Here is a 15346-nt window from a genome sequence, read left to right as displayed (position 1 = left end):
CGCCAGCGCCGAGGCTGGAACGCATGGACAACGTTGTGGAACTCGACGGGGTGACCCGAATCTACGGCTCGCGCCGCCGGCCGGTCGCCGCTCTGCGCAGCGTCTCACTCGCGGTGGGGGCCGGCACGTTCGTGGCGGTGATGGGCGCGACCGGGTCGGGCAAGAGCACGCTGTTGCAGTGCGCGGCCGGGCTGGACCGACCGACGTCGGGCCGGGTCCGGCTGGCCGGCCGGGACGTCACGCGGATGCGCGAAGGTGCGCTGACCCGGCTGCGCCGCGACCGGGTGGGTTTCGTCTTCCAGTCGTACAACCTGCTGTCGGAACTGACCGTGCGACAGAACGTGCTGCTGCCCCGTCGGCTGGGTGGCCCGCGTCCGCGCCCGCTCGACGAGGTGCTGGCCGAGGTCGGGCTGTCCGGACTGGCTGGCCGGTCGGTCGGCGAGTTGTCCGGTGGCCAGCGCCAGCGGGTCGCCATCGCCCGCGCGTTGGCTGGCCGTCCCGCCGTGGTGTTCGCGGATGAGCCGACCGGGGCGTTGGACCCGACCACCGGTGGGCAGGTCCTGCAGTTGTTCCGTAGCGGGGTGGACCGGGCCCGGGTGACGGTGGTGATGGTCACCCACGACCCGATGGCAGCGGCCTGGAGCGACCGGCTCATCCTGCTGCGCGACGGCGAGGTGGTGGCGGACGGCCCGACGCCCGATTCGACGAGCATCGCGCAGCGGCTGGCCGCCACCGTGACTGACCCGGTGGTGGCCCGGTGAACGCGGGGCTGACCAGGCAGGCGTTACGCAAGCAGCCGTGGGCCTTCGCGGGACCGTTCGTCACGCAGTGCCTGGCCGCCGCGCTGGTGTCCGGAGCACTCGGCGCCAGTTCCTCGATGTCGGGTGCGCGGTTGGACCCGGCCGCACGGCAGGCGCTGACCGAGAGCTCGCTTCCCGAGATGGCCGCGCTGTTCGTGGTGATGTCGGTGTACCTGACCGCGTTGATCGTCGGGTTGACCATGACGTCGTCGATCGCCCGGCAGGGCCGGGACATCGCGCTGGTGCGGGCGGTCGGTGCCACTCCTGGCCGGGTGCGCCGCGCGGTGGCGGCCCAGGCGGCTGCGGTGGCGGTGCCGGCGACAGTGCTCGGTGTGCCGCTCGGCGCCCTGCTCGCCCGCGCCTGGTTGGCGGGGCTCACCGGGCACGGGGCGATCCCACCCGGCGTGACGTTCCACAGTTCGGCTGCGGCACTGCCCGCCGCGTTGGGCATCACCGTCGGGGCGTCGCTGGTTGGCGCACTGGTCGCCGCGATACGCCCAGCGCGAGTACGCCCCGCCGCCGCGCTGACCGAGATGGCCGTCCCGCGGCGTCGGGTCAGCGTTGTGCATACCGCGATCGGGGTGGTGCTCGTGGCTGGCGGCGTGGTGCTGTCGGTCCTGATCGCGAAGGGCGACCCGGCGAAGGCTGGTGAGTCGGGCTTCTTCACGATGCTGGCGATGTGCGTAGGGGTCGGCTTCCTCGGCCCGGTCCTGCTGCGACTGGTCGCCCCGCTGGCGCGACTGTTCGGGGGCACCGGGGCGCTGGCCGCGGACAACCTCGCGGTGCGATCCAAGGCGCTGTCCGGCGCCCTGGTACCGCTGGTCCTCGCGATCGCGTTCGCCACGGTGAAGGTGGTCACGCACACCACGTCCGTGCACGTGCGCGCCGCGCCCGACCCACCGGCGCAGGTGTGGACGGAGTACTCCGGGACCTCCGTCTACGTCGCCTTCGCCGCGGTCGCCGCGGTGAACACGCTGGTGACGGTGCTGCTGGCCCGGCGTCGGGAGCTTGCGGTGACCCGGCTGGTCGGCGCGAGCAGGACGCGGGCGCTGGCCGTGGTCGTCTGCGAGGCCCTGATGGTGACAGTGACCGCGCTGGCGGTGGGTACGGTGGTCGCGATGGTCACCCTGGTGCCGATGCTGCACGGCATGCTGGGCACGTGGATGCCGTACCTGCCGACCGGGCAGCTGATCGTCGGCCTGGCCGCGGTGATCGGCCTGGTCCTGCTGGGCACCGTGGTGCCGGCGCTGGTCGCAATGCGCCGCCCGGCCGTGGAGTCGCTGGCGGTGGACCCGTGAGGTCGGTCGCCAGCAGAGTCCTGCGCGCGCCGGTGGCCGCCCGCACCTGGAGTGAGGTCGGATACGCCGTCACCGGCGCAGTACTGGCCGTGCCGACGTTCGTGATCGCACTGCTGGGGCTGGTGTTCTCCGCGCTGTCGCTGCTGACGATCGGGCTGCCGCTGCTGACCGGTGTGCTGGTGCTGGCCCGGCTGAGCGTGCGGTACTTCCGTGGGCCGGCCCGGCTGTTCCTCGGCTGGAGTTGGCCGAACCCGCCGCCCGTACGACGCCGCGGGTCGGGCCCGGTGCGCTGGGCCGCTGCGGTGCTGACCGACGCCAGCGCCTGGAAGGCCCTCGCGTACTGCTTCGCCCGGCTGCCGCTGATGACAGCGGCCGCCTACCTCGGCGGGGTCCTCATCGTCGGAGGGCTGCTGGGGATCACCTATCCCGTGTGGATGCACAGGTTTCCGCAGGATTCGCCGTGGGGCGGTCCCTGGGGTCTGGCCGCGCAGGGGTTGGCCGCGCTGCTGGCGTTTCCGTGGTACTTCCGGCTCATCGTGTGGCTGGACCGGCGGTTGGTGGGGGCGCTGCTGGAGCCGGGCCCGGAGCGAGCCCGGATAGCGGCGCTGGAGGCCAGCCGGGCCGCGTTGCGGGCGGACGCTGCCGCGCTGCTGCGGCGGGTGGAGCGGGACCTGCACGACGGTACGCAGGCCCGGCTGGTCGCGCTGGGCGTGGCGCTGTCGCGCATCGAGCGGCGAGCCGGCGAGCCGGAGCTGCGGGCGATGGTGACGCAGGCCCAGGGCGCGGTGGTGGAGGCGCTGACCGAGCTGCGGGACATCGTTCGGGGCATTCATCCGCCCGCGCTGGACGCCGGCCTGAGCACGGCGATCGAGACCCTGGCCGCGCGCAGCGCGGTGCCCGTTGACGTGCACGTGGACCTGCCCCAGCGGCCAACACCCGAAATGGAGTCGGCGCTCTATTTCAGCGCCGCCGAACTGCTCACCAACGTGGCGAAGCACGCAGGGGCCAGCCGGATCCGGCTGGACCTTCGCGCGCTGGGTGGCGTGCTACGCCTGACTGTCACCGACGACGGGCGCGGCGGGGCGAGACCGGGGAGCACGGGTACGGGCCTGGCGGGGCTGGTCCGGCGGGCCGAGTCGCTGGACGGCGCGCTGCGGGTGGACAGCCCGCCCGGTGGGCCGACGACCATCACCGTGGAGTTGCCATGCGAGTAGTGATCGCCGAGGACAACCCGTTGCTGCGCGACGGGATCAGATTGCTACTGACCGATCACGGCCTCACCGTCGTGTCGACTGTGGATAACGGTGACGACCTGCTGGCGGCGGTCGGCGAGCACCGGCCGGAGGCGGCGGTCGTCGACGTGCGGATGCCGCCGACCTTCACCGACGAGGGCCTGCGGGCGGCACTGGCCATCCGGGCGACGTACCCGGAGACCGGCGTGCTGGTCTTCTCACAGTGGGTGGAAACCCGATACGCGCGGCAGCTGATCGCCGAGCACCCCGGGCGGGTCGGGTACCTGTTGAAGGATCGCATCGTCAGCACCGACGACTTCGTCGACGCGCTGCGGAGGGTGGCCGCCGGCGGGACAGCACTGGACCCGGAGGTGGTGCGGCAGTTGCTGGCGGCGCCGGCGGTGGACGCGGGCGTCGCCCGCCTCAGCGAGCGGGAACGAGAGGTCCTGGGGATGCTGGCCGAGGGCCGGTCCAACGCTGCCATCTGCGAGTCGCTCCACCTCGCCCCACGCAGCGTGGAGAAGCACGTGACAGCCATCTTCACCAAGCTGGACCTGCCCCAGGCGCGGACCGACCACCGGCGGGTGCTCGCCGTGCTGCGCTACCTGAACGCGGCGCGCTGAGCCCCGCCGGGAGCGCAACCTCCAGCGTGGCTGGCTCACAGCACCCCGAGGTCGACGGCAAGTTGGGTGATCGTCGATGGGGCGTCCGGGTCGCGGGCGACCTGGGCGACCACGTGCCGGGCGGCTGGCCGGTCGCGGATCTCGGCGGGTGCGATGCGTTCGGCACGCAACAGGACCCGGGCCGCGTTGGTGGGGTCGTCCGTCTGGAGGTAGGCGCGCGCCGCATCGATCAGGTGCGCGGCGCGGTGCTCGACCGGCAGCCACCGCCACCCGTCCCGCCCGATCGCCTGCTCATGCCGGGCGACCGCCTGCGGCCCGTCAGCCAAATCCACGGCGGCTGTGACACGCGCCAACTCGACGGCCGTCGGACCGAACACCGTCCGGTAGTGGTCGTGGCCGTCGCCCACCTGAGCGGCCAACTCGGCGGCCTCGTCCAAAAGCTCACCGACCACACTATCGTCACCGGCCCTGGCCCCGATCAGGGCGGCCTGCACGAGCAGCGATCCACGCAGCGACATCTCTTCCGGCGTGCCAGGGGCGACCTGGGAAGCGGCGGCGAGCATCACCGGCCCTGCCCGAGCCGATGCCCGCAGTACCTGACCCAACTGCACCGCCGCGCAGGCCAGCAGCACCCGGTCACCGGCGGCGGCCGACATCGCCCGGTCAGCGGCCAGCCAGGCGAGGCTCCCCTCGCCCAGCTTGACCAGCAGCGCCGCCGTCACCCGATACGCCTCCACCACCACAGCCCGACCGGCCTCCGGGTCCTGCGCGTGGGCGCGATGAACCTCGGTCACCACCGTGGGCAGCAGCTCGACCAGGCGCGGGTACCGTGCGTGCTGGAAGGTCATCCACGCGTGCCGCACGTCCCGGACCAACCGATCGGGCGACATCACGTCACGGTCCGCCGGGCGACCAAAAGCCATCGGGTACGACGACAGCGCGGCCCGAATCCGCGCGACGCTCTCTCGACGCTCGGCCACCCCGGCAGCCTGGACATCACGACCGAGCAGTGTTCCGGGATCGACCCTCAACACCGCCGCAATCTCCCGGATGGTCGACACCCGCTCCAGGGATCGGACCCCGCGCTCGACCTTGTCCACCCAGCTCTTCGACTTTCCCAACCGATCCGCGAACGACTGCTGCGACAACCTCCGCCGCACCCGCAGGTACGCGACCCGCCGACCGATCGGCAAGGGATCACGGCTCACCACGCCACCGCCGATCCGGCACGGCCCCAGTCGTCTCCTGCACGGGTATCCGCTCCGCCTCGGCCTGCACGAGCAACCGACGCTTGACCTCTTCCCGTTCGGCGGCATCGATCTGCTCGCCCCGGCTGACCGGATCGTCGTCAGAACCGGGCATCATCACCTCCGCTGCTGGCGCGCATCGGCAGGCCAGCCGTCGCGTCGCTGTCCACAATGACGCCGGGACGTCGTCAGGCGCGACGGCACGGAGTGCGACAACACGGGCACTTTGCTGGCGACATTAAGGCGACACAGCACTATTGTGGCGAACATGAATGCCCCGAACACCGCCCTACGCGCGGTCCGCACCGGGATGCGCATGAGCCAGGACGACTTCGCCCGCGCGCTCCAGGCCGCCGGCCGCCGCGTCGGCGAGCCCAACGACGCCAACAAGAGGCTCGTCCAGCGCTGGGAGTCTGGCGCGATCGCCGCACCGCGGCCCGTGTACGCCCGTGCCCTGGAGGTCGTCACCGGCCTGCCGGTCTCGCTGCTCGGCTTCGCCGCGATTCCCAATGGTCATGTCGTCGATGACCAACACGGTGGCCACGACCTAGCCTCGCCCATGTCCAGCCTCGCCACGCCAACGCCCAGGCCACTCGCGGTCCACGGGTCGTACGAGGGCGTGTGGCTCAGCCGCTACCAATATCACTCCAGCGGCCGGGGAGAATCATTCGCCGGCCAGCACTTCGTGGTCGTGCTCCAACACGGCGACCGACTGACCGTGCGAAGCCTTCCTGGCTCGGCAACATCGTCGCTGTCAATGGATCTCACCGTGGACGGTGCCGTGGTCACCGGCACCTGGGTGGAGCAGACCGACCCGGCCGGCTACTACCGGGGTGCCCGGTACCACGGCGCAATCCAGCTGCTGGTAGAGCCCACCGGCCGACGGATGGCCGGAAAATGGGTCGGGTTCGGCAAGGACATGGACGTCAACACCGGGCCGTGGGAGCTGACCTTCCGGGATGCTTCCACGTCCAAGGCGACGCTCGACCAGTACAACACCTCGCCCGGATAGCACGCGCTGCTGATGACAACGCATTCGACGGGGCCCCGGCCATTGCCTACTTTGGTCCTCGGCGTGCCCCAGGCGACGTCTACCGATTCGAAGGAGCCCGGCATGAGTAGCCCGCGCGAGACCTTCCTCCGGCTGGTGAACGGTGTCTGCGACGGTCCGTACGAGGACTTGGCTGACCTTTACGCCGAACAAACCCACGTCACGCATCCGTTTCACCCGCTCAACCCGCCTGCGCTGCTCAGCCGCAGCGAGCTGCACGAGCACTTCACCGCGTCACCGCCGGTCGCCCGGACGCTGGACCGTAAGCCGGTCGACGTGATGATTCACGAAACCGCCGACCCGGAGGTGATTGTCGCCGAGTTCGCCTATCAGGGGCGGGTCATCGAGACCGGCGAGGCGTTCACTGTGCCGTGTGTCTTCGTGATGCGCATCCGCGACGGGCTCATCATCGAGTCCCGGGACTACATCGACCACGTCTCCAGTTCGCGGGCCTGGGGTCAACTCGACAGCCTGCTGGCCGCGCTTCGCCCGCAGGAGAGCACCACCATCGAAGGCGCAGCCCAGCGCGAGCGTTGAAGCCGACCGCGACCGGTCGACAACCGGCCCGTCCGCACCAGAATTACGCAACGACACATCGGCAGCCATGGGCCGATGATCCGTGTCGACGGGGCGGCGCTCCTCCCCAGCTGAAGCGAATGCGCTCCCTCTACGCTGAGCATCCCGGAGTCGTACGGCTCGATGGGCGAATACCAGTCCATGACAGAAGGGTCCCCTCCCGACGACGTTGTCGGGAGGGGACCCTTCTGGTCTGCGGTGTGACTTACGGCTTGACGTGCGCGTTCACGAACGACGGGTAGCCGAAGACGCTGGAGATGAAGATCCCGCCCGCCTTGGACCCGTGCACGTTGTAGGCCACGTCGACGAAGAGCGGCACCACGGGCGCTTGCTCCTTCATGATCCGCTCGTCGAGCTTGGCCCACTCTGGACCCTGCTCGGCAGCGGACAGCGCCGAGATGCGGTCCATCTCGGTGTTGATCGCCGGGTCGTTGAAGTAGGCCTGGTTGCTGTTGCCCTCGGCCTTGATGGTGCGGCCGTCGTAGAGCACCGGCAGGATCGAGGCCCCGCTCGGCCAGTCCGCCGCCCAGTTACCGATGTACAGGTCCCAGGGGTTGTTCTTCTTCTTGATCTCGTCGAGCTTCGCGTCGTCGGAGATGTTCCGCAGCGTGATCTTGAAGCCGGCTCGCTCCAGGTTCGCCTTGAGCTGCGCGCCCTGCTGCTGTTCGACGGAGTTGTCGGCCACACCGAGGACCAGCTCCGGCGTCTTTCCGCCGAGCAGTTCCTTGACCTTGTCGAGGTTGCCGTTGGCACCCGCCGGGTACGCGTCGTACGCCTTGTAGCCGATGGTGGCCGGCGGCATGAGTGTGGTCAGCGGCGCGGCGACAGTCTGCCCGCCCATGGCCTTGATGAGGCCCTCGCGGTCGATGGCGTAGTTGAGCGCCTGCCGCACCTTCAGGTCGGTGACCCGCTGGTTGTTGATGACCAGTTGGTTGGCGCTCGGGGTCGGCGAGAGGATCGTCCGTGACTTGAGGGCGGCGTCCCCGGCGACCTTGGCGACCAGCGAGGCGGGCACTGTGTTGAAGGCGAGCGCGCTCTGGTCGGCGCCGTTGTCGGCGATCACCCGGTTGTTGGCGGCGTCCGCGGTCGGGCCGAAGCTCCAGACGAACTGGTCCGGGTACTGGTGCCGGACCGGGTCGGTGTTCGGGTCCCAGTTGGTGTTGCGGTCCAGGGTGATCTGCACGCCGACCTGGTTCTTGGCGACCTTGTACGGGCCTGACGAGAACGGCTGCTTGTCCAGGTCGACGCCGGTGTCCTTGTCGGCCGGCAGCGGCGCGGTGGTCGGCAACGAGACCGCGAACGGCAGGTCACAGCGGGGCTTGGCGAACTCGAAGCGCAGCGTCTTGGCGTCCGGCGTGCTCAGGCCGGGCGGCAGCGACGTCTTGTTCTTCTTGAAGTCCCACTTGGTGTCGAACTGCGCGGTGTCGGCCAGCCACTCCTGGATGTAGGTCGGGCCGCCGGACAGGTCCGGGTCGAAGGACCGGGCGATGCCGTACGCGATCTCCTTGGAGGTGATCGGCCGGCCGTCCTCGAACTTCACCCCGTCCTTGACGGTGAATTCCCAGACCTTGCAGTCGTTGTTGACGTTCTTGCCCGGCGTCTCGGCCAGGTCACCCACCAGGACCAGGCCGCCCTTGCCGTCGTCCTTCCAGGTGGTCAGGTAGCGGGCGAAGAGCGGGTTGGCCATCAGACCGGCGAACGAGTACGTCCGCTGCGGGTCGAGGTGGGAGATCGGCGACTCCCGGATGATGGTGAAGGTGCCGCCCTTCGCGGCGCCACTCACCTCGGCCGCCGGCCCCTGCGAGTCCTTGGGGTCCGTCGCGATGACCCCGGTCTGCTGCCGTTCGGTGTCGACAGTGGTGCCCTCGCCCGTGTTCTTCGAGCACGCACCCAATGCCACAACCAGAGCGATCGCGCCGCCTGCGGCAACCGCCACGCGTGGTCGCATGAAGTACCTCCTTCACCCATGTGCCGTGCGATTTCGTCGGGGCGAGAACCGCCGACGTCCCGAGGATCGTAAGGAAGAAAACCTACGAGTTGTGTAACAGTTGTCGATAAATTTCGCCATCGGTGGCCGCGCCGGACACCCTTCCGCTCAGCGCAGCCGGACCCGGGGGTCGATGGCCGCGTACAGCAGGTCCACCAGCACGTTCGCCAACACCACGAAGACCGCGGCGATCAGCACAGTGGCCATGATGGTGGGCAGATCGCCCGAGCGCACCGCGTCCACCGCCGTCCGCCCCAACCCCTGGATGCCGAACGTCGTCTCGGTGATCACCGTCCCGCCCAGCGCCCCGCCCACGTCCAACCCGGCGATGGTCACCACCGGGGTGATCGCCGCGCGCAGCGCGTGTCGCCCGTACACAGTCGGTTTGGCCAGGCCCTTGGCCCGCGCGGTCCGGACGAAGTCCTCCGACAGCGTCTCCAACATCTGCGCCCGCGACAACCGGGCGTAGATGGCCGAGAAGAGGAAGGCCAGCGCCACCCAGGCCAGCACCAACCCGCTGGCCCACTTCGCCGGGTTGTCGAAGATGGAGGTGTAGCTCGGCACCGGCAACAACCGCAGGTTGTAGACGAACACCAGCAGCAGCACAGCGCCCACGAAGTACAGCTGCAACGACGCGCCGGTCAGCGAGAATCCGATGGCCAGCCGGTCCAGCCAGGTGCCCCGGCGCAGCGCGGAGACCATGCCCAGCCCCACCCCGAGCAGCAACCAGAGGATGGCCGCCGGGATCACGATGCTCAGCGTCACCGGCAACACCCGGGCGATGGTGTCCGAGACGGCCTCGTTGGTGACGTACGACCAGCCCAGGCAGGGCGCGTCGCACCGCCCGCCCTGGGCGCTGCCCAGGTCCCGACCGGTCACGATGCCCTTCATGTAACCGGCGTACTGGCTGATCAGCGGGTCGTTCAGGCCCAGGTCGTCGCGAACCCGCTCCAACCGCTCCGGGTTGCAGTTCTTCGAGCAGATGCTGCTGACCGGGTCGCGCGGCAGGGCGAAGAACATCAGGAAGGTCAACACGCTCACCGCGAAGAGGGTCAGCGTGGCGGAGAAGAGTCGCTTGAGCAGAAATCGCGCCATGATTTTGACCCCTACCGGGACGACTTCGGGTCGAGCGCGTCCCGCAACGCGTCGCCGAAGAGGTTGAAGGCGAACACCAGCGCGAAGATCGTGATGCCCGGGAAGAACACGTACGCCGGGTCGGTCTGGAGGAAGTCCAGACTGCGGTAGATCATTCGGCCGAAGCTGGGCGTCTCGTCGCTGAGGCCGACGCCGATGAACGACAGCGCCGCCTCGCTGGTGATGAACTGCGGCACCGCCAGGGAGAACGACACCAGGATCGGCGCCCAGATGTTCGGCAGCAACTGCCGGAAGAGCATGTGCCCCAGCCCGGCCCCGCTGGCCCGGGCCGCCTCCACGAACTCCCGCTCGCGCAGCGCGATCACCTGCCCGCGCACCAGCCGGGCGGTGCTGGTCCAGCCGAAGATGGCGAAGACGGCGATCAGCACCCCCACCCCGAAGGCGGACGACACCTGCCCCCGCTCACCGTAGAAGCGCAGCGTGATGGTGGGTGTGAGCGCCAGCGCGATGATCAGGAAGGGCATGGCCAGGGTCAGGTCGGTGATCCAGTTGATCACCGCGTCGAGCCAGCCGCCGAGGTAACCGGCGAGCGCGCCCAGCACGATCCCGATCGTCGCGGTGATCAGGGCCGCCGCGAACGCGATGAACAGCGACGTCCGAAGCCCGTAGATCAGCCGGATGAAGATGTCCCGGCCCAACCCCGGCTCCAGGCCGAACCAGTGCTCACCGCTGACCCCGCCGGCGTACCCCAGCGGCATGCCGAAGCCGTCCAGCATGTTCTGGAACTGCTCCCGCGGGCCGATGCCGTAGGCCATCTCGATCAGTGGGGCGGCCAACCCCAACAGCAGGAAGAAGATCAGGAGTACGCCGCTGACCATCGCCGTCCGGTCGCGGCGCAGCCGCAGCCAGGCGAGCTGGCCGGGTGAGCGGCCGACGACGCCCTTGACGGCAGGCCCGCTCGGGTCCGTGCCGGATTCGATCTCGGCCAGCGCCACACCCTCCACCGGGGAGAGACTCACGACGACACCTCCTCCACGACCTGGGTGATCGACCCCGCGACTTCGGGGAAGTGACACGCGGTGGCCTGGTTGCCGCCGTCGCGCGGGATCAACGCGGGTTCCTCGGCGGCGCAGATGTCCTGCGCCTTCCAGCAGCGGGTACGGAACCGGCAGCCCGACGGCGGGTCCAGCGGGGTGGGCACGTCACCGGTCAGCCGGATCCGACCCGCCGGGCCGAGCTGGGTGACGTCCGGAATCGCCGAGAGCAACGCCCGGGTGTACGGGTGCTGCGGGCGCTCGTAGATGTCCGCCCGGTCACCGATCTCCACGATCCGACCCAGGTACATGACAGCGACCCGCTGGCAGAAGTGCCGGACCACGGCCAGGTCGTGCGCGATGAACACGAAGGCCAGACCAAGCTCCCGTTGCAGGTCGCGCAGCAGGTTGACGACCTGCGCCTGGATCGAGACGTCCAGCGCGCTCACCGGCTCGTCCGCGACGATCAGCTTCGGTCGCAGGGCCAACGCGCGAGCGATGCCGATGCGCTGGCGTTGACCACCGGAGAACTCGTGCGGGTACCGGTTGTAGTGCTCCGGGTTCAGCCCGACCAGCTCCAGCAACTCCTGCACCCGGGCCTTGATCCCACCCGGCGGCTTGATCCCGTTGACCTGTAGCGGCATCGCCACGATCCGGCCCACCGTGTGCCGAGGGTTCAGCGAGGCGTACGGGTCCTGGAAGATGATCTGGAGTTCCTGGCGCAGCGGACGCAACTCGCGGCGGCCGGCGTGCGTGATGTCCCGCCCGTCGAACTCGATGCTGCCGCTCGTCGGTTCCAGCAGCCGCACCAGCATCCGACCGGTGGTGGTCTTGCCGCAGCCCGACTCCCCCACCAGGCCGAGCGTCTCGCCCGGGCGCACGTCGAAGTCGAGCCCGTCGACCGCCCGCACCAGACCGGTGGCGCGCAGCCCCTGGCGTACCGGGAAGTGCTTGCTCAGGCCGCGTACCCGCAGCAGTGGTTCGTCGGTCATCTCCACGGTCCTCCGTTCGGGACTGCGGTACTCCGCTGCGCTGCGTTCCTCGCCCTCACACAGCCACCCCCACTCGTGCGACGTCCTCGGCGTAGAACGCGGCGCGCTCCTCGGCACTCAGGTGGCAGGCCACGAGGTGGCCATCGGCCCCGGCGGCGCGCAGCTCGGGGACCTCGGTGCGGGAGCGGCTGCCGGCACGGTCCGCGTACCGGCAGCGTGGGTGGAACGCGCAGCCCGGCGGCAGGTTGATCAGGCTGGGTGGGTTGCCGGGAATGGGCACCAGGTCCGCGTCCGCGTCGCCGTGCAGCGACGGCACGCTGGAGAGCAACCCCCAGGTGTACGGATGCTGCGGCGCCCGGAGCACCTGCTCGACGCTGCCCCGCTCGACGGCCCGCCCGCCGTACATGACCAGCACGTCGTCGGCGACCTGGCCGACCACGCCGAGGTCGTGGGTGATCAGGATGATCGCGGAGTGGAACTCGGCCTGGAGGTCGGCGAGCAGGTCCAGGATCTGCGCCTGCACCGTGACGTCCAACGCGGTGGTCGGCTCGTCGGCGATCAGCAGTGCCGGGTCGTTGACCAGGGACATCGCGATCATCGCCCGCTGACGCATGCCGCCGGAGAACTCGTGCGGATACTGGTCGAAGCGGCGCGCCGGCTGCGGGATGCCGACCCGGTCCAACATGTCGACAGCCCGCTGGCGGGCCTCGCGCCGGTTGGCCTTCGGGTGGTGCACCCGGTACGCCTCGGCGATCTGCCGGCCCACCGTGTAGTACGGGTGCAGCGCCGACAGTGGATCCTGGAAGATCATCGCCATGTCCCGGCCGCGCAGCCGGCGTACCTCCTCGTCGGCGAGACCGACCACCTGCCGGCCACCCACGGAGATCTCCCCGCTGATGGTGGTCCGTTTCGGGTCGTGCAGGCCGAGGATCGCCAGCGAGGTGACGCTCTTGCCGGAGCCGGATTCACCGACGATGCCGAGGGTGCGGCCCCGCTCGACGGCGAACGACACCCCGTCGACAGCGCGCACCACGCCGTCCTCGGTGTCGAACCGGACCCGAAGGTCACTCACCCGCAGGTAGGCGTCCTGGTCGGAGCGCTGCGCCGGCACGGCGGGACGATCGTCCGGGTCCCCGGACGGCGAGGGTTCCGAGCTGTCCACGGCCACCTCCCTCAGTGACGAAGAGAACTTACAACAAAGTCCCGAGGGTGAAAATAAGCTACAAAGCCGGCATGTGTCAGCGGGCCCGAGCGTAACGAGTCGGCATCGGCCCCGCACCCCCGTCACCTCGCCATCCACGCCCGTTCATGTCGCGCCCCGCGCCCCACGCCCACCGCCCCCGCGCCCCGCGCGCCGCGCCAAGATCTCCGCAACTTCCCTGAAGTTGCTGCCTCCGGCGCGCCAGAGACAGCAACATCCCTGATACTGCGCGGATCTTGACGACAGACACCGCCCCCGAGAGCAGGAGCGGGATCTGGTGCGCTCGCCGCCACCAAGGTCACGCTCGAACCAGGATCTAGTGGCGTCGCCGACGCGCCGATACCACTAAAACCAGGATGTTGCGCGATCTTGCGGCTCGCGGAGCGACGCGGCGGGGCGGCGGGGCGGAGCCGGTGCGGGCCACCATTCGGCCGGAGGATCTGCTGGCCTGACGGGTGTCGGTCGGCTGGCCTAGGGTCGGTCCATGACCGAGTTCGACGCGGCCACCGCCGCCGTCCAGGCCGCCCTCGACGCGGGCGCCCGGTACGCCGACGCCCGGGTGATGCACCGCCGCTACGAGTCCATGACCGCGCGCAACGGTGACGTGGAGGAGCTGACCCAGGACGAGAGCATCGGGCTCGGGGTCCGAGCGTTGGTCGGGGCGAGTTGGGGCTTCCACGCCGTACCCGATCTGTCGGACGCCGCCGCCCGCGACGCCGGCCGGCGCGCGACGCGGACCGCCATGGCGAGCGCGCGGGTGCCGGGCCCCTCGGTCGACCTGGTGCCGGTCGAGGCGGTCACCGCGAGTTGGGCCTCGGGCTGCGAGACCGACCCGCTCGGGGTGCCCCTGTCGGACAAGGGCGATCTGCTGGTCGACGCGACACGCACGATGGCCGAGCACGGCGCGGATCTGGCCGAGGGCCTGTACCAGATCTGGGACACCACGAAGTGGTTCGTCTCCAGCGAGGGCCACCGGATCGACCAGCGCATCCGTGAGTGCGGCGGCGGCATCTCGGCCACCTCGATCGGTGACGGCGAGACGCAGCGCCGGTCCTGGCCGAGCTACCGCGGCCAGTACGGCACCACCGGGTGGGAGCTGGTCGAGTCGCTGGACCTGGCCGCGCACGCCGCACAGATCGCCGAGGAGTCCCGTGCGCTGCTCACCGCGCCGCTCTGCCCGGCCGGCGAGACGGATCTGATCCTCGGCGGCGAGCAGTTGGCCCTGCAGATCCACGAGTCGGTCGGGCACGCCATCGAACTGGACCGGATCCTCGGCTGGGAGGCGGCGTTCGCCGGCACGTCCTGGCTGGACCTGGCCCAGCTCGGCTCGCTGCGCTACGGCTCGGAGCTGATGAACATCACCATCGACCCGACCATCCCGGGGGCGCTGGGCAGCTTCGGTTTCGACGACGAGGGCTCCCCGGCGGTCAAGCGGGACGCGGTCCGGGACGGCCGCTGGGTGGGTGTGCTCGCCGGCCGGGATTCCGCCGCGATGGCCAGCCTGGACTACGGCGGCAGCGTACGGGCCGACGGGTGGGCCCGGCTGCCGATGGTGCGGATGACGAACGTGGGCCTGGAGCCCGGCCCGCACACGTTGGAGGAGATCATCGCGGCCACCGACGACGGCGTGCTGATGGACCTCAACCGGTCCTGGTCGATCGACGACAAGCGGCTCAACTTCCAGTTCGGCTGCGAGATCGGCTGGGAGATCACGAAGGGGCGGCGGGGGCGGATGCTGCGCAATCCCACGTACACCGGGATCGGCCCGCTGTTCTGGCGCTCGATGGACATGCTCTCCGGCGAGACGGTCTCCTGGGGCACGCCCAACTGCGGCAAGGGGCAGCCCGGCCAGGTCGGGCACACCGGCCACCCGGCCGCGCCGGCCCGGTTCCGCAACGTCCGAGTGGGGGTTTCAGCGTGAGCGCGAGGAGTGAGCCGGGTTTGCGAGCCCCGCAGTCGCGAACGAAGGGTGGCTCAGTGAGCGCGAGGAGTGAGCCGGGTTTGCGAGCCCCGCAGTCGCGAACGACAGGTGGCTCAGCATGAGTACGGGCGGCTCGACGGAGTTGGAGCTGGCGGGGCAGGTCGTGGAGCTGGTCCGGCGTCGTGGCGGGCCGGCCGTGCGGGCTGAAGAGCGGAAGGGAGTGGGGTAGGGAGAGGGTGTAGAACGGGGTGGTCGCCGGTGCATTAAAACAAAAAAAAACAGGAAGATG

The 15346-nt window shown here is 70.1% G+C and carries 14 protein-coding genes; 7 read left to right on the top strand and 7 right to left on the bottom strand.

From position 1 onward, the window contains the following. Positions 1 to 23 precede the first annotated feature (23 nt). The 4 genes from NIE79_RS07105 to NIE79_RS07090 are packed head-to-tail and all read left to right on the top strand — an operon-like array spanning position 24 to position 3953. Positions 24 to 761 (top strand): ABC transporter ATP-binding protein, encoded by a 738-nt coding sequence (locus tag NIE79_RS07105; protein WP_238677786.1) that lies wholly within the window; start codon positions 24 to 26, stop codon positions 759 to 761. Continuing rightward, positions 758 to 2098, top strand: coding sequence for an FtsX-like permease family protein (locus NIE79_RS07100; protein ID WP_238677785.1), 1341 nt, complete (start codon positions 758 to 760; stop codon positions 2096 to 2098). Before NIE79_RS07105 ends, NIE79_RS07100 begins: the two co-directional genes overlap by 4 nt. Then, positions 2095 to 3312, top strand: a complete 1218-nt coding sequence (locus tag NIE79_RS07095) for a sensor histidine kinase (protein ID WP_238677784.1) — start codon at positions 2095 to 2097, stop codon at positions 3310 to 3312. Before NIE79_RS07100 ends, NIE79_RS07095 begins: the two co-directional genes overlap by 4 nt. Then, positions 3303 to 3953 carry a response regulator transcription factor gene (locus NIE79_RS07090; protein WP_238677783.1) on the top strand — a complete coding sequence of 217 codons (651 nt, stop codon included), beginning with the start codon at positions 3303 to 3305 and terminating at the stop codon, positions 3951 to 3953. The genes NIE79_RS07095 and NIE79_RS07090 overlap by 10 nt, the downstream gene beginning before the upstream one ends. Positions 3954 to 3988: 35 nt before the next feature. Here the strand turns inward: NIE79_RS07090 and NIE79_RS33600 are convergent, their stop codons facing one another. Together NIE79_RS33600 and NIE79_RS07080 are read right to left on the bottom strand one after the other, a co-directional pair. Then, entirely contained in the window at positions 3989 to 5161 is a 1173-nt protein-coding gene (locus NIE79_RS33600) for a helix-turn-helix domain-containing protein (RefSeq protein WP_308193144.1), read from the bottom strand. Beyond that, positions 5151 to 5315 carry a hypothetical protein gene (locus tag NIE79_RS07080; protein ID WP_238677782.1) on the bottom strand — a complete coding sequence of 55 codons (165 nt, stop codon included), beginning with the start codon at positions 5313 to 5315 and terminating at the stop codon, positions 5151 to 5153. The genes NIE79_RS33600 and NIE79_RS07080 overlap by 11 nt, the downstream gene beginning before the upstream one ends. A 153-nt stretch (positions 5316 to 5468) precedes the next feature. Between NIE79_RS07080 and NIE79_RS07075 the strand changes: the two genes are divergently transcribed. Then, positions 5469 to 6212: a helix-turn-helix domain-containing protein gene (locus tag NIE79_RS07075; protein WP_274523728.1), complete on the top strand. Its 744-nt coding sequence runs from the start codon at positions 5469 to 5471 to the stop codon at positions 6210 to 6212. Between the two features lie 102 nt (positions 6213 to 6314). Continuing rightward, positions 6315 to 6788: a nuclear transport factor 2 family protein gene (locus NIE79_RS07070; protein ID WP_238677780.1), complete on the top strand. Its 474-nt coding sequence runs from the start codon at positions 6315 to 6317 to the stop codon at positions 6786 to 6788. A 244-nt stretch (positions 6789 to 7032) separates the two neighbouring features. Here NIE79_RS07070 and NIE79_RS07065 read toward each other — a convergent pair whose 3' ends face one another. The 5 genes from NIE79_RS07065 to NIE79_RS07045 all read right to left on the bottom strand — a co-directional run bounded on the left by NIE79_RS07065 (position 7033) and on the right by NIE79_RS07045 (position 13046). Continuing rightward, positions 7033 to 8775, bottom strand: coding sequence for an ABC transporter substrate-binding protein (locus tag NIE79_RS07065; RefSeq protein WP_238677779.1), 1743 nt, complete (start codon positions 8773 to 8775; stop codon positions 7033 to 7035). Between the two features lie 147 nt (positions 8776 to 8922). Further along, the gene (locus NIE79_RS07060) at positions 8923 to 9909 is read right to left on the bottom strand and encodes an ABC transporter permease (protein WP_112604983.1); all 987 of its coding nucleotides are present in this window, start codon (positions 9907 to 9909) and stop codon (positions 8923 to 8925) included. A gap of 11 nt (positions 9910 to 9920) precedes the next feature. Beyond that, a complete protein-coding gene (locus tag NIE79_RS07055; RefSeq protein ID WP_238677778.1) occupies positions 9921 to 10928 on the bottom strand; it encodes an ABC transporter permease in 1008 nt (335 codons plus the stop codon). Then, entirely contained in the window at positions 10925 to 11935 is a 1011-nt protein-coding gene (locus tag NIE79_RS07050; protein ID WP_238677777.1) for an ABC transporter ATP-binding protein, read from the bottom strand. Before NIE79_RS07050 ends, NIE79_RS07055 begins: the two co-directional genes overlap by 4 nt. A gap of 55 nt (positions 11936 to 11990) precedes the next feature. Continuing rightward, positions 11991 to 13046: an ABC transporter ATP-binding protein gene (locus NIE79_RS07045; protein ID WP_238677862.1), complete on the bottom strand. Its 1056-nt coding sequence runs from the start codon at positions 13044 to 13046 to the stop codon at positions 11991 to 11993. 574 nt (positions 13047 to 13620) lie between these two features. Here NIE79_RS07045 and NIE79_RS07040 point away from each other — a divergent pair. Continuing rightward, complete coding sequence (locus NIE79_RS07040; RefSeq protein ID WP_238677776.1) at positions 13621 to 15057, top strand: TldD/PmbA family protein; 1437 nt, start codon at positions 13621 to 13623, stop codon at positions 15055 to 15057. Positions 15058 to 15346: the final 289 nt, after the last annotated feature.

The sequence above is a fragment of the Micromonospora trifolii genome (genome assembly GCF_022229005.1).
Lineage (GTDB): Bacteria > Actinomycetota > Actinomycetes > Mycobacteriales > Micromonosporaceae > Micromonospora > Micromonospora trifolii.
This window is presented reverse-complemented; position numbering and strand designations above follow the sequence as displayed.